At 64.9% G+C, this 20,086-nt stretch carries 15 protein-coding genes; 10 read left to right on the top strand and 5 right to left on the bottom strand.

Features of this window, described 5'->3' with window-relative positions:
• The first annotated feature begins 2,577 nt into the window (after positions 1-2,577).
• Entirely contained in the window at positions 2,578-2,880 is a 303-nt protein-coding gene (locus H3H55_RS37210; protein ID WP_129517566.1) for a DUF4148 domain-containing protein, read from the top strand.
• A 185-nt stretch (positions 2,881-3,065) separates the two neighbouring features.
• Here the strand turns inward: H3H55_RS37210 and gcvA are convergent, their stop codons facing one another.
• Positions 3,066-3,971 (bottom strand): transcriptional regulator GcvA, encoded by a 906-nt coding sequence (gene gcvA / locus H3H55_RS37205; protein ID WP_193103081.1) that lies wholly within the window; start codon positions 3,969-3,971, stop codon positions 3,066-3,068.
• 141 nt (positions 3,972-4,112) lie between these two features.
• Between gcvA and H3H55_RS37200 the strand changes: the two genes are divergently transcribed.
• The 3 genes from H3H55_RS37200 to H3H55_RS37190 all read left to right on the top strand — a co-directional run bounded on the left by H3H55_RS37200 (position 4,113) and on the right by H3H55_RS37190 (position 7,894).
• Entirely contained in the window at positions 4,113-5,408 is a 1,296-nt protein-coding gene (locus H3H55_RS37200; RefSeq protein ID WP_193103080.1) for an adenylosuccinate synthase, read from the top strand.
• 299 nt (positions 5,409-5,707) lie between these two features.
• A complete protein-coding gene (locus H3H55_RS37195; protein WP_193103079.1) occupies positions 5,708-6,658 on the top strand; it encodes a LysR family transcriptional regulator in 951 nt (316 codons plus the stop codon).
• 267 nt (positions 6,659-6,925) lie between these two features.
• Positions 6,926-7,894 carry an aliphatic sulfonate ABC transporter substrate-binding protein gene (locus H3H55_RS37190; protein ID WP_193103078.1) on the top strand — a complete coding sequence of 323 codons (969 nt, stop codon included), beginning with the start codon at positions 6,926-6,928 and terminating at the stop codon, positions 7,892-7,894.
• A gap of 10 nt (positions 7,895-7,904) precedes the next feature.
• Here the strand turns inward: H3H55_RS37190 and H3H55_RS37185 are convergent, their stop codons facing one another.
• Entirely contained in the window at positions 7,905-8,735 is an 831-nt protein-coding gene (locus H3H55_RS37185) for an AraC family transcriptional regulator (protein ID WP_226800715.1), read from the bottom strand.
• A gap of 683 nt (positions 8,736-9,418) precedes the next feature.
• On the opposite strand from H3H55_RS37185, the gene H3H55_RS37180 reads away from it, so the two are divergent.
• The 4 genes from H3H55_RS37180 (at position 9,419) to H3H55_RS37165 (ending at position 16,485) form a co-directional block, all read left to right on the top strand.
• The gene (locus H3H55_RS37180) at positions 9,419-10,300 is read left to right on the top strand and encodes a LysR family transcriptional regulator (RefSeq protein ID WP_193103076.1); all 882 of its coding nucleotides are present in this window, start codon (positions 9,419-9,421) and stop codon (positions 10,298-10,300) included.
• Positions 10,301-10,531: 231 nt separating this feature from the next.
• On the top strand, positions 10,532-11,770 hold the full coding sequence (locus H3H55_RS37175; RefSeq protein WP_193103075.1) for an efflux RND transporter periplasmic adaptor subunit: 1,239 nt from the start codon (positions 10,532-10,534) through the stop codon (positions 11,768-11,770).
• A gap of 15 nt (positions 11,771-11,785) precedes the next feature.
• Positions 11,786-14,977, top strand: coding sequence for an efflux RND transporter permease subunit (locus H3H55_RS37170; RefSeq protein WP_193103074.1), 3,192 nt, complete (start codon positions 11,786-11,788; stop codon positions 14,975-14,977).
• Positions 14,978-14,979: 2 nt separating this feature from the next.
• Positions 14,980-16,485, top strand: coding sequence for an efflux transporter outer membrane subunit (locus tag H3H55_RS37165; protein ID WP_193103073.1), 1,506 nt, complete (start codon positions 14,980-14,982; stop codon positions 16,483-16,485).
• A 143-nt stretch (positions 16,486-16,628) separates the two neighbouring features.
• Here the strand turns inward: H3H55_RS37165 and H3H55_RS37160 are convergent, their stop codons facing one another.
• On the bottom strand, positions 16,629-17,342 hold the full coding sequence (locus H3H55_RS37160; RefSeq protein WP_193103072.1) for a dienelactone hydrolase family protein: 714 nt from the start codon (positions 17,340-17,342) through the stop codon (positions 16,629-16,631).
• A 72-nt stretch (positions 17,343-17,414) separates the two neighbouring features.
• Between H3H55_RS37160 and H3H55_RS37155 the strand changes: the two genes are divergently transcribed.
• A complete protein-coding gene (locus H3H55_RS37155) occupies positions 17,415-17,681 on the top strand; it encodes a hypothetical protein (protein ID WP_193103071.1) in 267 nt (88 codons plus the stop codon).
• Here H3H55_RS37155 and H3H55_RS37150 read toward each other — a convergent pair.
• Positions 17,666-17,977: a DUF4148 domain-containing protein gene (locus H3H55_RS37150; protein WP_193103070.1), complete on the bottom strand. Its 312-nt coding sequence runs from the start codon at positions 17,975-17,977 to the stop codon at positions 17,666-17,668. The genes H3H55_RS37155 and H3H55_RS37150 overlap by 16 nt on opposite strands.
• Before the next feature lie 283 nt (positions 17,978-18,260).
• Positions 18,261-19,226, bottom strand: coding sequence for a GlxA family transcriptional regulator (locus tag H3H55_RS37145; protein ID WP_193103069.1), 966 nt, complete (start codon positions 19,224-19,226; stop codon positions 18,261-18,263).
• 173 nt (positions 19,227-19,399) lie between these two features.
• On the opposite strand from H3H55_RS37145, the gene H3H55_RS37140 reads away from it, so the two are divergent.
• Positions 19,400-20,041, top strand: coding sequence for an HD domain-containing protein (locus H3H55_RS37140; RefSeq protein WP_193103068.1), 642 nt, complete (start codon positions 19,400-19,402; stop codon positions 20,039-20,041).
• The last annotated feature ends 45 nt before the right edge of the window (positions 20,042-20,086 follow it).

Genomic DNA, 20,086 nt, shown 5'->3' with positions numbered 1-20,086 from the left:
CGTGATGTCCGGATAAGGTGACCGTGTTGGAAGCGGACTTTATACCTTTTCTCGCCGGGGGGCAACGTCCTTGCTCCTGCATCACTTGCACTTTCGCGGCTAAGCTGCAGATGTAAAAGGGAAATTTCCGATTAATCGATCTGCGCGGAGCCCCATATCCATCTACCTTTTGGCCAAAATACGTCCCACAAGCCGCTACCTTTCATGTTCGGGCACAGAAACCCGGCACGAGATTTGCCCTCGGGAAGGTACCCATCCATGGGAAGCAACCGAGCGGAATTGCGATCGTCGGCCGAATTCGTGGTGCCCTGCAGCACAGTCGCGTTTTGCTCCCATAAATTGCTACCTTCATCGATTCCCATAGGAGGGTACCTGTCGGCAGACGTCGGCTTCGCGGGTTGCGTTATTTTCGGTCTCGAAGGTAGAAATCGCTCCCATAAACAGCAACCAATCATGTTCCCCATAAAGGGTTACCTGTTTGCTGCAGCGATCCTGTCTATGGGAACCGTACACAGAGCACCATGGCGAAATGCAATCGATCGATCCCGGATGCCACCCATAAACGGATACCTTCGAGATGCCCCACAAATGGCTACCCAAAGAAATTCGCTGTGCAACCAGACACTTACGGATCGATAAAAGCACCCCATAAAAGGCTACCTTCATGTGTTCCCATAGACGACTACCCCACGCGTTTTACGGTCGATTTCCCATAACCGGGTACGCTTGCCCCATATCCACAACCCCGATTCCCCACAACCCGGTACCCCAAACCCCAAATCCACAGACCTAAAGCCCCAGACCCTTCCACCTGTGCTCCCATAAATGGGTACCGAACAAGGCTCAAACCCTTATGGAATAAGGCTGTGAGCCGTCTAAAAGTAGTTAAAGAAGTAAACGTTGTTAACCAAAGATGTAAACACACGTGTGCAGACATAGAAAGACAAGCCCCATAAACCGCTACCAATGGGAGCCGTCTGTGGGACGCCAAGCGTCCCGATGCCACGATTCAGGCCTGCCGAGCAATGCCCTGGCGCCTTGTTCCACCAAGGCTTCAGGCCCGACAGGGCTTCCGGAAGAGGTGAGTACCCACTCACATGAGGCGAAACGTAGAAACCTATGGGGGAAATCGGGATGAAAAAGCCCGTTTTCACTGACAGGTTCCCTTTTATGGGACCAAAAAATCAACGGCGCGGCTACCCACGTGCCGGCGATTGACCGGCAAAACCCATCCGCGACCAAAAACGCGGACACCTTCGGTTTCACCCACAGCAGTTCGAAATCATCCTGGTCTGAACGCGCGTGGTTTTTTGCACTCGTGCTTCCCCGTCCGCGGACAAGTTTTTTCCGATCGTCTGTCGACGCGCCTCGTCACATTTAGCCTGTGGACTGTGCACAGAGGAAACGGATCGAGGACCGCTTCGCCACCCGGAGGTCTTCCAACTTTTCTACCTTTGGGAGTCAACCGACGAGCAATGCTGTGCCGCCGGGTCGCGAGGAGGGGTCAGGACGGCTTCCCTGGAGCAAACATCGTGGCCTGCGCCGTCAGTACACAGCGTCGGCTCCTGGGTCGATCTCAGGCTCGTTGCGAGCCAAAGTGAAGATACCGTCAGCCACGAAGCTCACCGCACCCGAATCCGAACGACAATCCCGAATAGGCTCACCTTCCAGAACGTCCGAATCCCGTAAAAGCTCACCGACGCGGCTGCCCCACAGGTATATGCAAGCTGTGCAGACCCGGGCGAGCGGCGGATGTCGGCCCACCGACACGATCAAATAAAGGACCTGTGGCACGTATGTGCGGTGCCTGATGTGTCGGCACGCACGGTCGTGCGGACCAACCAGTCTTGTGGCGACTTCAGCGCAGAAGCAACTTTCGCGAGACGAGCATCGCTCGTCCGAGCGGTTTCCTCGGTGCACCCGTGAGGCGATGCCGATCGACGGCTTCACCTTGCGTCTGGCGTCTACCGTTTTCGTCATACATGCCGCACCGCAATGTGTTTCTGCCGAGGTAACCATCTACATCACAGTGCTGCGATAGGTCGCCGGATTAATCACCGCGGCCCAGAGTGAAGTTCCTTGATCGCCAAACGAACCGAATCGTGGCCGTCTATGGGAGAAACCGTCGCTTGAACCGCGTCGACTGGCAACGTGGCACACAGGTCGACTGCTGCAACGGTGATCGCGGTCGTGTGATGACGATCACGTCGAGCATGAGCGTGTCGGCGACACCACCTGTGAAATCGTCATGGGTATCTCGCATCGCACTGCGTGACCTGTCCTCTTCTATTCACAGAAGCATGAGGTTCATCGGACGTTTCCGCTTCCCGTAACCGCACGATCCGCACGCGCGCCGAAACGCGAGACACCGTCGCTGTCCCGCTCAGGCGACGATCGCGCGACCCCCGCGTTTTCTCCCATACGTGTATCCCCAATTCCGTTTGCACGTTGGCGCCACATTTTTCCCGACACGGTTATGATGCACAGGTCCTGATCGCGACACGACGACCGATCGGGACAGGGGCGGTATCTCGACGGTCTTTCAATCCGTGATAAACCAGAAAAGAGAGTTCAGCGATGCGAATCCAGATCAGAAAACTCACGTTGGCTGCAACCGCAGCCGCGTTCCTGTTCGGCTCGGCAGTTCCCGCGTTTGCCCAGACCGACGCCAGCGCGCCCGCTGCACAGGACGCCAAGGCAGCGAAGAGCCAGGCACGCAAGGCGGCCAAGGCCCAACGCAAGGCAGAGCACAAGGCTGCGCGCGCAAAGAATACCGCCGAGCTGAAGAAACTCGAGGACGCTGGTTACAAGCCGGCGGCTAACGATCCGAACTATCCGCAGAACCTGCAGAACGCAGAGAAGAAGGCGAACCCCCAGTAAGCGTTGCCCACGCAGCAAGCCACGGTTCGATCCGCGGCTTGCGTCGTGCATCGCGGTCACGCGATGCACATCAAAAACGAATGCCCGGCATGAACGACGATCAACACGTTCGACGAATCCGCGTTATTTGATTCGGAATCCTGCATTTCAATTTCATCGCGCGCATGACCCGCATGTCGATGCGGTCAATGCCGTCCGCCTGACCCCCCCGCGTTTCCCGTCATCTTCAGCCAGTCCTTGAACGCTCGCACGGCGTCGTCATCCGCGCGGGCGGATGCCACATACGTGAAGTAGCGCCATGGCGGCAACGCCGGTTCGCTGAACGGCTGCACGAGCCGGCCTTCGGCGATGTCGTCCGCGACGAGTGCGATCGGTCCCATCGCGATGCCGAGCCCGTCAAGCGCGCCTTGCAGCGTCAGGTAGAAATGCTCGAGCGTGAGCGAGTGTCGCGGCACGAGATTCGCGTGTCCGGCCGCCGCGAGCCATTCGGGCCACATGCCGGGATAGGTTGCCGCGTGCAGCAGCGTGAAGCCGGCGAGATCGGCGGGCGTATGCAACGGCCGGCCCTCCAGCAGCTTTGGCGCACACACCGGTAGCCGCACTTCGGACAGGAATTCCTCGGCGACGTAACCGTCGATGGCCTGCGGGCCGCCGCGAACGATCAGGTCGACCTTGTCGCGGAGCTTCTCGATCGGCTCGTTCGACGTCGACAGCCGCACCTCGATGGTCGGGTGCGCGACCTGGAACGACGACAGCTTCGGCACGAGCCACCTCAACGAAAACGTCGCGGGCGCACTGACGCGCAGCACGCGCTGCTGCGCGTGGCCGAAGTGTTGTGCGGTGGCGAGCGCGATCCGGTCGAACGATGCACCGACCTCGGCGAGATACGCGCGGCCGGCGTCGGTCAGTTCGACGCGCCGGTTGTGGCGTTCGAACAGTGGCCGCCCGAGCCACGCCTCCAGTTGCTGCACGTGCCGGCTGATCGCGCCGTGCGTCACGCACAGCTCGTCGGCGGCCAGCGTGAAGCTGCCGAGCCGCGCGGCGGCTTCGAACGCGCGCAGCGAATTCAACGGGGGGAGGCGTCGGGCCATTTGTATCGTTTCGCGTGATATTTCCTCACGCGATATCTCAGATTTAATCGTTTGATCGGGCGATCCAGCTCCGCCAATATGGCACACAAACGGCCAGCTCGGCCGAATCAGTGTCTGAATTTCTCACATGGAGTATGGAGCATGCCGAACGTGGTGGTCGTGGGCGCCCAATGGGGCGACGAAGGCAAGGGGCGCGTCGTGGACTGGCTGGCCGCACAGGCCGATCTCGTCGCACGCTACAACGGCGGCCATAACGCCGGCCATACGCTGGTCGTCGACGGCAAGACGTACAAGCTCGCACTGCTGCCGAGCGGCGTCGTGCGCGGCAAGCGCGGCGTGATCGGTAACGGCGTGGCGCTCGATCCGGAAGCGCTGCTCGCGGAAATCGGGCGAATGGCCGAGCTCGGTCTGTCGGTGACGCCGGACAATCTGTCGATCGCCGAGAACGCGACGCTGGTGCTGCCGATTCACCGCGCGATCGACCAGGCGCAGGAGCGTCTGCGTCGCGAACCCATCGGCACCACGCTGCGCGGGATCGGGCCGGCGTACGAGGACAAGGTCGGGCGCCGCGGGCTGCGCGTCGGCGATCTCGCGGAACCCGGCCAGCTTGCCGACAAGCTCGACGTGCTCGTCGAGTATCACAACGCTTGGTTCCGTGGCCTGGGGCTCGACGAGGTTTCCCGTGACGCGATGCTGGCGACGCTGGTCGACCTTGCGCCGAAGATCCTGCCGTTCGTGCGCCCGGTCTGGGCCGACCTCAACGACGCGACCGACCGCGGCGAGCGCATCCTGTTCGAGGGTTCGCAGGCCGTGATGCTGGACATCGACTGGGGCACGTACCCGTTCGTGACGTCGTCGGGCACCGTCGCATCGGCGGCGGCGGCCGGCACGGGCCTCGGCGCGTCGAAGCTCGGCCACGTGCTGGGCGTGACCAAGGCGTATGCGACGCGTGTCGGCGGCGGCCCGTTCCTCACCGAGCTGACCGACGCAACCGGCGAAACGCTGCGCGCGCGCGGGCAGGAATTCGGCGTCAACACCGGCCGGCCGCGACGCTGCGGATGGCTCGATGCCGCGCAGCTGCGCCAGGCCGTCAGGATCTCGGGCATCGATTCGCTGGCGCTCACCAAGCTCGACGTGCTCGACGGTTTCGCGTCGATCGAGCTGTGCGTCGGCTACGAACTCGATGGCGCGCGGGTCGACCATCTGCCCGCGAGCCTCGATGCGCAATCGCGTGCGACGCCGGTCTACGAACGGTTCGACGGCTGGCACGGCACCGTGAAGGGCGTGCGCGAGCGGGCGGCGCTGCCGCAGGCCGCGCAGGATTTCATTGCGCGTATCGAAGCGGTCGCGGGTGTGCCGGTATCGATGATCACGACCGGCGCGGAGCGCGACGACACGATCGTGCTGAGCAATCCGTTCGATGCGGCGGCCGCGTAACGCGCCAAACGTGACGTAAATCGCGGGTCGGCATCGTGGTCGCCGGGTAGTTTTTGCCGACCCGATGCCGCTGGCGTGTCAGCGCGTTCGATCGCATACACACCGCTTCCGGGCGTCGCGCGCATGGCTGCTCCGCGACACGATTCGGCGTCCGGATCACGCCGCGTACGGCGAACTGGACACGCCTGCAGCGCTGCTGTACTGTTCCGCACAATTCGCGCCAGACCGGCTTCGGCCGGCGCCGCCGGCACCATGGCCGCACGGCGGCGCGACGTGATCTCAATGCCGGGGACAGGTCGATGGACACGTTACAGATGATGCGCATTTTCGTCCGGGTCGCGGAGGAGGGCAGCTTCACGAGCGCGGCCCAGCGCCTCGACATCACGACGGCCTACGCATCGCGCTCGGTCGCGCAGCTCGAAACGCATCTGCGCACGCGCCTGCTCAACCGCAGCACGCGCCGCATCGCGCTGACCGACGCCGGGCAGCGTTATCTCGACCGCTGCCAGCGCATCCTCGGCTATATCGACGAAGCGGAAGCCGAGGCGGCGGACGCACAGGTGAAGCCGTCGGGACGGCTGCACGTCCACGCGACGACGAGTTTCGGCCAGGCCTATGTCGTACCCGCGGTCGTGCGCTACCGGCAGCGCTATCCGTCGGTCGCGGTCGAGCTGACGCTGTCGCAGCATGTGCCCGACATCATCGACGAAGGCTACGACGTGTCGCTGCAGTTGAGCACGGCGGAGTTGCCCGATTCGGGGCTTGTGTCGCAGCGGCTCGGCGAGGTGCACAGCGTGTTGTGCGCGTCGCCCGCCTATCTGAAGGAGCGCGGCACGCCGCGCACGGTGCGCGAGCTTGAAGGGCATGCGTGCCTGCAGATCGTCACGCCGGTGTTCCCGCGTGATCGCTGGCATCTCGACGGCCCGGACGGCCACGAGACGTTCGACCTGCCGTTGCCGGACTTCCAGGTGAACATCGCCGATGCGCTGGGTGGCGCACTGCGTGCCGGCCTCGGGATCGGTTCGCTGCCGATGTCGTCCGCACTGCCCGCGCTCGCGAGCGGTGCGCTGGTGCGGGTGCTGCCCGACTACCGGTTGCAGAAGCTGACGGTCTACACGCTGTACGCGTCGCGTCAGTATCTCGATGCGAAGATCCGCACGTTCGTCGATTTCCTGCGCGAATGCGTGCCCGAGATGCTGGCCGCCGACGAGGCTGCGCTGAACGCTTCCTGCCATTCCCGGGATTCCTGAGTCCGGCGCTGCCAGTGTGCAGTGCACCGCGCTTCGTTCTGGCGAAGCAATTAATTTGCAATCCTGCCTTTATCGAAGGCGTCCAGCAGTCGGCAACGATGGACCCGGGCAACGATGCCCGGGCAACCGGCGCCCTTATGAGAACGCTTGCTTTCGATATCGAACATCGTTGGTTCGACGCGCGGCACCAACCTCCTAGAATCGGTTCGACCTGCTTCATCGCATGCGTGTGCAAATCCGCACTCACTCCATCGAATCCGAAACGACATGGCAGACCGACTATCCAGAACCCGCCGCCGGCTCCTTCATGCCGGCCTGGCGATCGCGGCGGGCGCCGCTCACCCGGGCTTCGCGCTGGCGAGCACGGTCGGTGCGCGGACGTTGCGCATCGGTTATCAGAAAGGGCCGCTCAGCCTGTTGAAGGCGCGCGGCACGCTGCAGGGCAAGCTCGCGACACTCGGCGTGAACGTCACGTGGACCGAGTTTCCGTCGGGACCGCCACAGCTCGAGGCGCTGAATGCGGGATCGATCGACTTCGGCGACGTCGGCGAGGCACCGCCGATCTTCGCGCTCGCGGCCGGCGCGCCGCTCGTCTATTACGCGCAGACGCCGGCCGGCCCCGCGGCCGAAGCGGTGGTCGTCGCGAAGGATTCGCCGGTCAGGACCTTTGCGGACCTGCGCGGCAAGCGCATCGCGCTGGTGAAGGGATCGAATACGCACTTCCTGCTGGTCCGGCTGTTGCAGGCCGCGAAGCTCAACTACGCGGACGTCACGCCGGTCTGGCTGTCGCCGTCCGATGCGCGGGCTGCGTTCGAGAATCGTTCGGTCGACGCGTGGATCATCTGGGATCCGTTTCTCGCGGTGGTCCAGCAGGCGTTCGGCGCACGTATCGTCGCGGACGGCACGGGGCTCGTCGAGAATCGCGGCTACTACTTCGCGTCGCGCAGCTATGCGCAGCGCAATGCCGACGTGCTGGACGTCACCGTGTCGGAACTGACGGCGGTTCAGCGATGGCTCGATGCGAACCGCGCGCAGGGCGCGGCCGAGTTCTCGAAGCTCTGGGGGATTCCGGAGCCGGCCGTGGCGCTTGCGTTCCGCCGCGCGCGCTTCGGCGTCGAACCCGTCACGCGCGACACGCTCGCCTATCAGCAGCGCATTGCGGACGTGTTCTATCAGGCCGGCATCCTGCCGAAACGCGTCGACGTCAGCCAGGCTGCGCCGCCCGCGCTCGCGTGACGCAAGCGACCTACGGCGCGACGCGGGACAGCGGCACCGCTTCGCCGCGCAGCTTCGCGACGTCTCGGCCCGGCGCCTCGCCGAAGAGCCGCGCGTATTCGCGGCTGAACTGCGACGCGCTCACATAACCGACGCTGCGGCACGCCTGCCGCGCATCCATCGCCGACAGGCACATTAATCGGCGCGCTTCCTGCAGCCGCAGCACCTTCTGGCATTGCAACGGGCTCATCGACGTGACTGCACGGAAGTGGTGATGGAAGGTCGACGGGCTCATGTCCAGTTGTCGCGCGAGCGAGTCGACCGACATCGGATCGACGTAGTGGTCGCGAATCCACGCGACGGCGCGGGAGATGCGCTGCGTCGTCGAATCGGCCTGGCCGACCTGCGCGACGCGCGCGCCCGACGGGCCACGCAACAGGCGAATGAGGATTTCGTCGACGATCAGCGGTGCAAGCAGGTCAAGGTCGTCGGGTTGCGCGATCAGCTGCATCAGCCGCGCAACGGCGTCGACGATTTCCGGTAATGCATCGTGCGTGTCGACCGCGCTGCAGTCGACGGCCTTCGGCAGCCCGCGCGGAAACACGCGCGGCGTGAGCGCCGCGATGCGGGCCGGGTCGAGTTCGAGCTGGACGGAAAGAAACGGCTCGGCCGGGTTCGCGTGCGTCACGCGGCCGGTGACGGGCAGGTCGGCCGTCGCGACCAGCATCCGCGATTCGTCGATCACGTAGGTGTTGTCGCCGATGCGCATCGACTTCGCACCTTGCCCGATGATGCTCACGCACGCGTGGTGCACGCCGTGGTGCCAGTGTGTCGGCGACGCGGATGCGCGGGCGATGCGCATGCCGCGCACCGGGAGTCCGAACGTGCCGTCATGTGGCGCGTAAGCGGCGATCAGCGCCGCGAGCCGGGCTGCGGGCGACCGGGCAGGCGACCGAGGGTCGTGACCTGGCGTGGTGCGCGGTAGCGGCGGCGTTCGGGCGTCGATTTCCATGTTGTGCGAGCGAATGGCGGAGTGGTCGGTACAAGGCGCGCGACTGCGATTCCCTGTTGGCCTCCAGGCAGGGCGCTCGCGCGGCGGTCACATCGTACGGCGAGTCGCGTACGCGGGATTGCCTAAACCTGTCGGAAATTAGCCCGATCATCCGGACCTGCAGGGCCCGCGCTTGCATTGCCCGTCGTCGCGCGGTGTGCAGCGCACAAATTCGGAAATTAAGGCAAAACAATCGCAGGATCGGGCAAGCCATTTCCCGGCGGTTTTCATACTATTGCACCTGCTGAAAGAAACGGGTTCCGGCGCGCTCGGGTGATGCGGGCAAGTGTCGCATGACTCGCGGACGCCGCCGGCCCGGCCGCGCGTGTCGCCGCCGCGATCCGCCGGAAAAGACTCAGGACTGCTATTCGAATGTTCGTGCATCGGGCCAGCCGAGGCCGGCTTGCGCCCGTTGTATACCGGCGCGCGACGCGGCGGCGGATGCAGAGGCAAATGGATGCAAAGGCAGCCTTCCGCGCAGGGGAACCGGACAAATGGACCAACTTCAATCGATTCGGGCATTCGTGACGGTAGCCAGGGAAGGCGGGTTTCGCCGGGCGGCGACGCGGCTGCGCGTGTCGACGGCGATGGCGAGCCGGCTGGTCGATGCGCTCGAGACGCGCCTCGGTGCGCGCCTGCTTCAACGCAGCACCTGCCACCAGTCGCTGACGGAAATCGGCGAGCTGTATCTCGCGCGCGTCGAGCGGATTCTCGGCGCGATCGACGAGATCGACGGCCGTTTCGTCGCGATGGGCAGCAAGCCGGAAGGCGTGTTGCGCATTGCCGCGCCCGTCGCGTTCGGGCTCAGCCAGTTGAGCGCGTTGCTCGATCGCTTCGTGCTCCGTTTTCCGGACGTGCGGCCGATCGTGACGCTGACCGATGCCCATGTCGATCTGACATCCGAAGCCATCGATGTCGCGTTCCTGACCGACGGCATGCCGGTTTCCGGTGCGCACGCGCTGCATACGCTGGCCGCGTACGAATCCGTGCGTGTCGCGGCACCCGGTTACGTCGCTGCGCACGGCGGCGCGGCCGCATCGAGCGACTGGCCGGACATCGCGACCGTGCGGCTCGATCTGCCGGTGGCCGACGACGAGTATGCGGCCGGGCTGCGACCCGACGCGGCGCCTGGCCATACGGGTGTCGGCCATCTCGAGATGGCGCGACGCCTGGCCGTGGCCGGCATGGGCGCCGCGGTGCTGCCCGCGTATCTCGTCGACGCCGATCTGGCGGCCGGCACGCTGGTTCGAGTCGCGCCAGTCCGCCCGCTCGCGCCCGTCACGTTGAAGCTCGCGCACGCGCGTGCCGCACGTCTGCCGGCCGCCGCGCGAGTGTTCATCGAATTCGCCGGCGCCGCGTTCCGGCCTGCGCGCTAGCGACCCGGTTCGCCGCCGCGGCAACGCGCGCCCGCCGGGGCCGCGCGCTCGGCATTCTTTTTTCACGGAAGCAGTTCGGCAAACGAACGCTCCGCAGGGCGCAGTGCACGCCCGCCACACGCGCCCGCCTCCGCGGCGGAAAGGAAGCGACAGCATTCCGACTTCGCGTGCGGGCCATGAGGAGACCTGGTGATTCCCATTGAAGGTCGTTTATTTGTGAGAGGTCGCTCCATGCGCGTCGAACGGGTTCCATACCGCTTAATCACTGCCGCAACGGCTGCCGTTTTCCTGGCCGCGTGCGGGAAAAAAGAATCGGCGCCGCCGCCGCAAACGCCGGAAGTCGGCGTCGTTACCGTGCAGCCGCAAGCCGTGCCGGCGGTAACCGAACTGCCGGGCCGCACGAGCGCGTTCCTCGTCGCGCAGGTGCGTGCACGCGTCGACGGTATCGTGCTGCGTCGTGAATTTACCGAAGGCGCGGACGTCAAGGCCGGCCAGCGCCTCTACAAGATCGATCCGGCACCGTACGTCGCCGCGCTGAACAGCGCGAAGGCGACGCTGGCGAGGGCGCAGGCGAACCTCGTGACGCAGAACGCGCTGGTCGCGCGCTACAAGGTGCTGGTGGCCGCGAATGCGGTCAGCAAGCAGGACTACGACAACGCGGTGGCCACGCAAGGTCAGGCCGCGGCGGACGTCGCGGCCGGCAAGGCAGCGGTCGACACCGCACAGATCAACCTCGGCTACACCGATGTCGTGTCGCCGGTCTCGGGCCGTGTCGGTATCTCGCAGGTGACGCCGGGTGCCTACGTGCAGGCGAGCCAGGCGACGCTGATGTCGACGGTGCAGCAGCTCGACCCGGTGTATGTCGACCTCACGCAGTCGAGCCTCGACGGGCTGAAGCTGCGTCAGGACGTGCAGAGCGGGCGTCTGAAGACGACCGGCCCGGGCGCCGCGAAGGTGTCATTGGTGCTGGAAGACGGCAAGACCTATTCGGAGCCGGGCAAGCTGCAATTTTCGGACGTGACGGTCGACCAGACCACCGGCTCGGTGACGATCCGCGCGCTCTTCCCGAACCCGGGCAAGGTGCTGCTGCCGGGGATGTTCGTGCGTGCACGGATCGAGGAAGGCGTGAACGAGAACGCGTTCCTGGTGCCGCAGATCGGCGTCACGCATGACCAGAAAGGCCAGGCGATCGCGCTGGTGGTGAACGCAGCCAACAAGGTCGAGACGCGTCCGTTGACGACGACAGGCACGTACGGCCAGAACTGGATCGTCGAAGGCGGTCTGGAAGCGGGCGATCACGTGATCGTGCAGGGCGTCGACAAGGTGCGCCCGGGCGCGACCGTGAAGTCGGTACCCGCACAGCTCGCACCGGCACCGGACACCGCATCCGCCACACCGGCAAGCGCCGCGCCGGCAAGCACCGCCGCCCATGCTGCAGCAAGTTCGGCCGCCGCATCGGCCGCGCAATAACAGGGAGTCCGTTTCATGGCCAAGTTCTTTATCGATCGCCCGATCTTCGCGTGGGTGATCGCGATCGTGCTGATGCTGGCCGGCATCGCGTCGATCTTCAAGATGCCGATCGCGCAGTATCCGACGATCGCACCGCCGACGATCCAGATCCAGGCGAATTACCCGGGCGCTTCCGCGAAGACGGTGGAAGACACGGTGACGCAGGTGATCGAGCAGCAGATGAGCGGTCTCGACAACTTCCTGTACATGTCGTCGACGAGCGACGATTCGGGCAATGCGACGATCACGCTGACCTTCTCGCCGGGCACGAATCCGGACGTCGCGCAGGTGCAGGTGCAGAACAAGCTGTCGCTCGCGACGCCGAACCTGCCGCAGGTCGTGCAGCAGCTCGGCATGCAGGTCACGAAGTCGAGCAGCAACTGGCTGATGTGGTTCGCGTTCAACTCCGAGGACGGCAACATGTCGAAGGAGGACCTGACGAACTATGTCGCGTCGCACGTGCTCGATCCGCTCAGCCGCGTCAACGGCGTCGGCCAGACGCTGCTGCTCGGTTCGCAGTTCTCGATGCGCATCTGGCTCGACCCCGTCAAGCTGACCAACTACAGCCTGACGCCGGTCGACGTGACGGCCGCGATCACGCAGCAGAACGTGCAGATCGCGGGCGGCCAGATCGGCGGCACGCCGGCGAAGCCGGGCACCGTGCTGCAGGCGACGATCACCGAATCGACGCTGCTGCGCACGCCCGAGCAGTTCGGCAACATCCTGCTGAAGGTCAACCAGGACGGTTCGCAGGTCCGGCTGAAGGACGTCGGCCGTGCCGCGCTGGGTTCGGAGAACTACACGTTCGACACGAAGTACATGGGGCAGCCGACGGCCGGCCTCGGTATCCAGCTCGCCACCGGCGCAAACGCGCTCGCGACTGCAACCGCGCTGCGGGCCAAGATCCAGGAGCTGTCGAAGTACTTCCCGCACGGTCTCGTCGTCCACTACCCGTACGACACGACGCCGTTCGTGCGCCTGTCGATCGAGGAAGTGGTCAAGACGCTGATCGAGGGCATCGTGCTCGTGTTCCTCGTGATGTACCTGTTCCTTCAGAACCTGCGGGCGACGATCATCCCGACGATCGCGGTGCCGGTCGTGCTGCTCGGCACGTTCGCGATCATGGGCGTCGCCGGCTTCTCGATCAACACGCTGTCGATGTTCGGCCTCGTGCTCGCGATCGGCCTGCTGGTCGACGATGCGATCGTCGTGGTCGAGAACGTCGAGCGCGTGATGGCGGAAGAGGGCCTGTCGCCGAAGGAAGCGACCAAGAAGGCGATGAGCCAGATCACCGGCGCGCTCGTCGGCGTGGCGCTGGTGCTGTCGGCGGTGTTCGTGCCGGTCGCGTTCTCGGGCGGTTCGGTCGGCGCGATCTATCGCCAGTTCTCGCTGACGATCGTGTCGGCGATGGTGCTGTCGGTGCTCGTCGCGTTGATTCTCACGCCGGCGCTGTGCGCGACGATCCTGAAGCCGATCCCGCAAGGGCATCACGAGGAGAAGAAGGGTTTCTTCGGCTGGTTCAACCGGACCTTCGATCGCAGCCGCGATCGCTACACGAGCGGCGTGAACCACGTGATCCGGCGCTCGGGCCGCTGGCTCGTGATCTACCTGGCCGTCTTCGTCGCGGTCGGCGTGATGTTCGCGCGTCTGCCGAAGTCGTTCCTGCCCGACGAGGACCAGGGCTACATGTTCATGATCGTGCAGACGCCGTCCGGCTCCACGCAGGAAACGACCGGCAAGACGCTCGACAACATCAACACGTACCTGACCACCGCGGAGAAGGAGGTGGTCGACTCGGTGTTCACGGTCAACGGCTTCAGCTTCGCGGGCCGTGGCCAGAACGCGGGTCTCGTGTTCGTGAAGCTGAAACCGTACGAGCACCGCCAGCGTTCGGACCAGAAGGTCCAGGCGCTGATCGGCCGGACCTTCGCGCATTACTCGCAGTACAAGGATGCGATGGTGATTCCGTTCAACCCGCCGTCGATCCCCGAACTCGGCACGGCTGCGGGTTTCGACTTCGAGCTGACGGACAACGCCGGTCTCGGCCACGAAGCGTTGATGGCCGCGCGCGGGCAGTTGCTCGGGATGGCCGCGAAGGACCCCGCGCTCGCGCTGGTGCGCCCGAACGGCCTGAACGACACGCCGCAGTACAAGGTCGACATCGATCGCGAGAAGGCGAATGCGCTCGGCGTAACGGCGGCCGCGATCGACCAGACGTTCTCGATCGCGTGGGCGTCGCAGTACGTGAACAACTTCCTCGATACCGATGGCCGGATCAAGAAGGTCTACGTGCAGTCGGATGCGCCGTTCCGGATGACGCCGGAAGACATGAACATCTGGTACGTGCGCAACAGCGCGGGCGGGATGGTGCCGTTCAGCGCATTCTCGACCGGCCACTGGAGCTACGGCTCGCCGAAGCTCGAACGCTACAACGGCGTGTCGTCGATCGAGATCCAGGGGCAGGCCGCGGAAGGCAAATCGACCGGCCAGGCGATGACCGCGATGGAAGCGCTCGCGAGCAAGCTGCCGGAAGGCATCGGTTATTCGTGGACGGGCCTGTCGTTCCAGGAAATTCAGTCCGGTTCGCAAGCGCCTGTGCTGTATGCGATCTCGATTCTCGTCGTGTTCCTGTGTCTCGCGGCGCTGTATGAAAGCTGGTCGATCCCGTTCTCGGTGATCATGGTCGTGCCGCTCGGCGTGGTCGGCGCGTTGCTCGCGACGATGCTGCGTGGCCTCGAGAACGACGTGTTCTTCCAGGTCGGCCTGCTGACCACCGTGGGCTTGTCCGCGAAGAACGCGATCCTGATCGTCGAGTTCGCGCGCGAGTTGCAGGCGAAGGAGAACATGGGGCCGGTGCGCGCGGCGATCGAGGCGGCGCGGCTGCGGTTGCGCCCGATCCTGATGACGTCGCTCGCGTTCATGCTCGGCGTGTTGCCGCTTGCGATCAGCAACGGCGCGGGTTCGGCGAGCCAGCACGCGATCGGCACGGGCGTGATCGGCGGGATGATCACGGCGACGTTCCTCGCGATTTTCATGATCCCGATGTTCTTCGTGCGGGTTCGCGCGATCTTCAGCGGCGAGACGGAAAACGTCGACGATGCCTGGCGTCTCGTGCAGGGCGACCTGCAGCACGGTCACGGAGACGCACACGATTCGAAGGGGCAGTAACGATGCAAAAACACGCTTTGACTGCAACCGCGGCCGCATTGGCTGCCGCGCTGTTTGCCGCAGGCTGTACGATGGCGCCGCATTACACGCGGCCCGATGCGCCGGTTTCGCAGGCATTTCCGTCCGGTGGCGTTTATGCGACGCAACCGGGCGCTGCCGGCGCGCGCAGCGCGAACGGCCAGGCGGCGACCGTCATCGGCTGGCGTGAGTTCTTCGTCGATCCGCGCCTGCAGCGGCTGATCGAGATCGCGCTGAAGAACAACCGCGACCTGCGCGTGTCGGTGCTGAACATCGAGGCGGCGCGTGCGCAGTACCAGATCACGCGCGCGGGCTTGTTCCCGACGCTCGATGCGACGGGCACGGGCAACATCCAGCGCTATCCGGCTGGCGTGTCCACGACGGGCGCGCCGCTGATCACGCGCGCCTACAACGTCGGCTTGTCCGCGTCATGGGAGCTCGATCTGTTCGGCCGCGTGCAGAGCCTGAAGGACCAGGCGCTCGCGCAGTATCTGTCGACCGCGTATGCGCGGCAGGCGTCGGAAATCTCGCTGGTGTCGCAGGTGGCTGACCAGTACCTGACGGTGCTGTCGACCGACGATCTGCTAAAGGTCACGGAGAACACGCTGAAATCCGCGCAGGCGTCGTACGACCTGACGAAGCTGCAGTTCGACAACGGTACGGGCTCCGAGCTCGACCTGCGTCAGGCTCAGACGGTCGTCGAGACGGCGCTCGCGAACCAGCAGGCTCAGGCACGTGCCCGCGCGCAGGCCGTGAACGCGCTGGTATTGCTGATCGGCGAGCCGCTGCCGGACGATCTGCCGCCGGGCATGCCGCTCGACTCGCAGAACCTGCTGACGGACGTGCCGGCCGGGTTGCCGTCGGATCTGCTGACGCGTCGTCCGGACGTGATGCAGGCCGAGCAGACGCTGCTGGCCGCGAACGCGAACATCGGCGCGGCACGTGCGGCGTTCTTCCCTCGCATCTCGCTGACGGCGGCGTTCGGTACCGCGAGCCCGACGCTGGGCGGCCTGTTCAAGGCCGGCACGGCGGCGTGGTCGTTCGCGCCGAACATCGCGCTGCCGATTTTCGAGGGCGGGCAGAACATCGCCAACCTCGATCTCGCGCACGTGCAGAAGCGCATCGAGATCGCGAACTACGAGAAGGCGATTCAATCGGCGTTCCGCGAAGTGTCGGACGGGCTGGCCGCACGCGGCACGTACGACCAGCAGATCGCGGCGCTGGAACGCAACGAGTACGCGCAGCAGCGCCGTTTCGACTTATCTGATCTGCGTTACAAGAACGGCGTCGACAGCTACCTGCCGGTGCTGACCGCGCAGACCGACTTGTACTCGGCGCAGCAGTCGCTGATCAGCGCGCGTCTGGCACGCTGGACGAACCTGGTCGACCTGTACCGTGCATTGGGCGGCGGGTGGATCCAGCGGGCCGGCGAAACGCCGCGCGCGCCGGACACGCCGATCGACTACGACAAGGCGGCTGCGAACGGGTAAGCGCGACGAAGGGCGGGAGCGGACGACCGCTTCCGTTTGCCGAACCGGTTACACGCGCGGAAACGAAAACGCCACGGACATCAATCCGTGGCGTTTCCATTTGCATGACCGCCCGTCGCAGGCGCGGCGGCAGCGGCGTTACATTACCCCTGCTTCGCCCAAAGCGTGCGGCCGAAGAACGTGAGCGTGCGATCCCATGCGATTTGCGACCACACCGGATCGAACTGCGTGCCGGCGATGCGGCCGGTGCCGACGGCCTCTTCGTTCGCGAACGCATGATGCGCGAGATAACGATGGAACTCGAACCCGACCTTCGCATCGGTCAGCTTCTTCTCGAGCGCATCGACCTGGTCGATCGCAAAGAACGCGTCCTGCGTGGCCCAGTGGCCCATCAGCGGCACCTTGAGCTTTGCCGGATCGATGTAGTCGAGCGGCGGGAGGCCGTACCACGTGACGCCCGCATCGGCATCGGCGTACTGCAGCGACAGCAGCGTGAGTGCGCCGCCCATGCAGTAGCCCGTCACCGCGACGCGCGGAGCAAGCGTCTTCAGATAGGCCACTGCGCCGGGAATGTCCTGCGATGCGGCGTCGCCGAAATCGAGCCCGGTCATCAGGTGGTGCGCTTCTTCCTCCTCGACCGTCGACTTGCCGCGGTACAGGTCGGGCACGAGCGCGAAGTAGCCGCAGCGCGCGAGGCGATCCGCGACGCCGCGGATCTGGTCGTTCAGCCCCCACCATTCCTGGATGACGACGACTGCGGGCGCGCCTTCGGTCTGTGCCGGCGTGGCGAGATAACCCTGCAGTTCCTGGCCGTCCGGGCGGCGAAACGTGATCATGGAACCGGATGTTTGAGACATGAAACCGCTCCTTGTCGAAAAATGCGATGAGTGCCGCATCGGGCCGGCCAGCGGGCGCGGCGACGATCGGGCATGCCGGGCGTCGTGGTTCCGCTCGCGTTCGTTTTGGCCGACGCCGACCACGCGGCCATTCTATGCGCAAACACCGGCGGCCTGCGTGAACGACGCTGCGCGGTGCGATCCACGGGTTCGTTCACGTCGGTCGAAGATGACGATCCCGTTGCGGAGCGGATGACCGAAAAGCAAACACCCCGCCCCGATGAACGGGAGCGGGGTGTTTCGCTTGCCGTGCGCGGACCGGAATCCGCGCACGTGGATCCGGCTTACTGGCCGAAATAGACGGAGTCGCGGCCTTCCTGCTTGACCGAGATCGCGCGGCCGGCATGCACGCCAGCGGCAGCTTGCGCGCCGTAGCCGGTTTCATCGGCGTTCGTCACACGGGCCTGTGCGGTCTGCAGTGCGCGCGGGTAATACTGGTCGGAGACCTCGGGCTTGTAGCCGGCCTGTTCGAGCTGGACGAGTTCGGCGCGCACCTGGGCACGCGTCAGCTGGCCCGACGGGTTCGATTGTGCGAAGGCGCCGTACGAGGCGGACAGGGCGGTTGCGGCGACGACTGCGTAGATGAACGACTTCATGATGACCTCCGGTTTCGTTGATTTCGCGCTTCGCTCGTTGCGTTCAGCGGTTGATTGCATCGTAGCGATCACGTTACCGGTCGGAAATACGCGTTCCAGTGAATCATTATTGCAACTGGGTAAACGATCCGCGTGGATGGGTGGTTTTATCTGATGATTGGCGGGTGCGTCGGGCCTGACTCTTTCGAACGCGATATTGTCGGCCGGCACGTGTCGAAGGGACGACCGGTTGAATCGTATTCCGAAGTATTTTTGAAAGGTCGCCAGCATTGCCCATGCCGGGTCACTCGGCCAGAACCGCCTGCCGCTTCCGGTATTCGGCCGGCGTGATCCCGACGTGCCGCGCGAACGACCGCCTGAGCGTATCGACATTCGCGAAGCCGCATTTCGCGGCGACCTGTTTCGGCGTGTCGTGGCCGTTCTCGAGCAAGTGGCGGGCCGCCGCGATGCGGGTCGCCTCGACCCATGCGGCCGGCGTCATGCCGACTTCCGTGCGGAACAGCCGCGCGAAGTGGCGCGGGCTCATGCCCGCATGCTTTGCCATCTCGGCCACCGAATGCTCGAGTTCCGGATTCGCCGCGATCCAACGCTGAACCTCCTGCAGCACCGAGCGCCCGGCGGGGCGCGCCTCGCCCTTGCGGCTGAACTGGAGTTGCCCGCCCGGGCGCTTGAAGAACATGACCAGTTGCGCGGCGACGCGCCGCGCGATCTCGCGGCCGAGATCCTCCTCGACCAGCGCGAGCGCGAGATCGAGCCCGGCCGTGACGCCGGCGCCGGTGCGCAGCTTGCCGTCGCGCACGTACAGCGCGTCCGCATCGACGGTGAGCGACGGATAGGCTTCGGCAAGCGCGTCGGCGGCGGCCCAGTGCGTGGTCAGGTGGCGCCCTTTCAGCAGGCCGGTGGCCGCGAGGATGAATGCGCCGGTGCAGATCGAGCCATAGCGCTTGCTTTGCACGGCCGCCGATCGCAGCCACGCGAGGACGTCGGTGCGCAACGTGAGCTGGCTGGCGCTCGGCGCGCCGGCGACCAGCAGCGTGTCGATGCGCTCCGGGATGGCGGGAACGATCCAGTCGGGCAGCAACTGTGCACCGGATGAACTGCGTATCGGACCGGATTCGCCCGCGATGATCCGCAACGTATAGAACGGCTTCCCGCATTCGGCGTTCGCTTGCGCGAAGACGTCGAGCGGCGCGGAGACATCGAGCAGCTGAACGCCCGGTCCGGCGAAAATTCCCACGACCTTCGGCATGATCGGTTGCGTGTTGTGTCGAACGTGATGCGTAGCAGTATAGGGGTGCCCCTTTGGCCCCGCAGGCACCGTGTCCGTCCGTCGCGCGAAATGGCAGGATTTGACGTAGTCCGTCTATTGATGACAGCTATCGGGCTCCGGAGAATCGGGGGTGTCTTCAATGGAGGTCGATCATGACTGTGAACGTTGCCGGCATCACCCTTCCCGATAGCCAACTGGCCCGCGAGATCACCGAGCTTGTGCGCGATACCGAATCCGAATTGCTGTTTCACCACTCCAGCCGCGTCTTCTATTTCGCGGCGCTGGCGGGCCAGCGTCGCGGGCTCGAATACGATCCCGAGCTGCTCTACTGCGGCTGCATGTTCCACGATATGGGGCTCACGCACCAGCACAGCAGCGCGTGCGAGCGCTTCGAGGTGGACGGTGCCAACGCCGCCCGCGATTTCCTGAAAAGCAAGGGCATCTCGCAGCAGGATATCGATGTCGTGTGGACCTCGATCGCGCTGCATACCACGCCGGGCATTCCGCAGCACATGCATCCGGTGATCGCGCTCGTTACCGCGGGCGTCGAGATGGACGTGCTGGGCCTCACGTATCCGGAATACAGCGACGCCGAGCGCGACGCGGTCGTGAGCGCGCATCCGCGCACGCCGCATTTCAAGGAGGACATCATCCAAACGTTCTACGACGGGATCAGGCACAAGCCGGATACGACGTTCGGCAACGTGAAGGCCGACGTCATCGCGGACAAGGAACCGCATTTCCACGCCGGCAATTTCTGCAGCGTGATCCGCAACTCCGCATGGGCTGGCTGACCGCGGTCGTCCGCCGGAGCGTTCGTCGATGCCGGTCGCCGGACC

The sequence above is a fragment of the Burkholderia sp. Z1 genome, assembly GCF_014893795.1.
GTDB lineage: Bacteria > Pseudomonadota > Gammaproteobacteria > Burkholderiales > Burkholderiaceae > Burkholderia > Burkholderia theae.
The sequence above is the reverse complement of the archived record's forward strand: the minus strand, read 5'-3'. Positions and strand labels throughout refer to the sequence as shown.

What these genes read in the sequence shown, in the direction of transcription:
- H3H55_RS37175 (WP_193103075.1), top strand. Translation starts at nt 10,532, where the DNA reads ATGCGCGTCGAACGGGTTCCATACCGCTTAATCACTGCCGCAACGGCT.
- H3H55_RS37180 (WP_193103076.1), top strand. Translation starts at nt 9,419, where the DNA reads ATGGACCAACTTCAATCGATTCGGGCATTCGTGACGGTAGCCAGGGAA.
- gcvA (WP_193103081.1), bottom strand. Translation starts at nt 3,971, where the DNA reads ATGGCCCGACGCCTCCCCCCGTTGAATTCGCTGCGCGCGTTCGAAGCC.
- H3H55_RS37160 (WP_193103072.1), bottom strand. Translation starts at nt 17,342, where the DNA reads ATGTCTCAAACATCCGGTTCCATGATCACGTTTCGCCGCCCGGACGGC.
- H3H55_RS37155 (WP_193103071.1), top strand. Translation starts at nt 17,415, where the DNA reads ATGCCGGGCGTCGTGGTTCCGCTCGCGTTCGTTTTGGCCGACGCCGAC.
- H3H55_RS37145 (WP_193103069.1), bottom strand. Translation starts at nt 19,226, where the DNA reads ATGCCGAAGGTCGTGGGAATTTTCGCCGGACCGGGCGTTCAGCTGCTC.
- H3H55_RS37200 (WP_193103080.1), top strand. Translation starts at nt 4,113, where the DNA reads ATGCCGAACGTGGTGGTCGTGGGCGCCCAATGGGGCGACGAAGGCAAG.
- H3H55_RS37140 (WP_193103068.1), top strand. Translation starts at nt 19,400, where the DNA reads ATGACTGTGAACGTTGCCGGCATCACCCTTCCCGATAGCCAACTGGCC.
- H3H55_RS37150 (WP_193103070.1), bottom strand. Translation starts at nt 17,977, where the DNA reads ATGAAGTCGTTCATCTACGCAGTCGTCGCCGCAACCGCCCTGTCCGCC.
- H3H55_RS37170 (WP_193103074.1), top strand. Translation starts at nt 11,786, where the DNA reads ATGGCCAAGTTCTTTATCGATCGCCCGATCTTCGCGTGGGTGATCGCG.
- H3H55_RS37190 (WP_193103078.1), top strand. Translation starts at nt 6,926, where the DNA reads ATGGCAGACCGACTATCCAGAACCCGCCGCCGGCTCCTTCATGCCGGC.
- H3H55_RS37195 (WP_193103079.1), top strand. Translation starts at nt 5,708, where the DNA reads ATGGACACGTTACAGATGATGCGCATTTTCGTCCGGGTCGCGGAGGAG.
- H3H55_RS37210 (WP_129517566.1), top strand. Translation starts at nt 2,578, where the DNA reads ATGCGAATCCAGATCAGAAAACTCACGTTGGCTGCAACCGCAGCCGCG.
- H3H55_RS37185 (WP_226800715.1), bottom strand. Translation starts at nt 8,735, where the DNA reads ATGCGCATCGCCCGCGCATCCGCGTCGCCGACACACTGGCACCACGGC.
- H3H55_RS37165 (WP_193103073.1), top strand. Translation starts at nt 14,980, where the DNA reads ATGCAAAAACACGCTTTGACTGCAACCGCGGCCGCATTGGCTGCCGCG.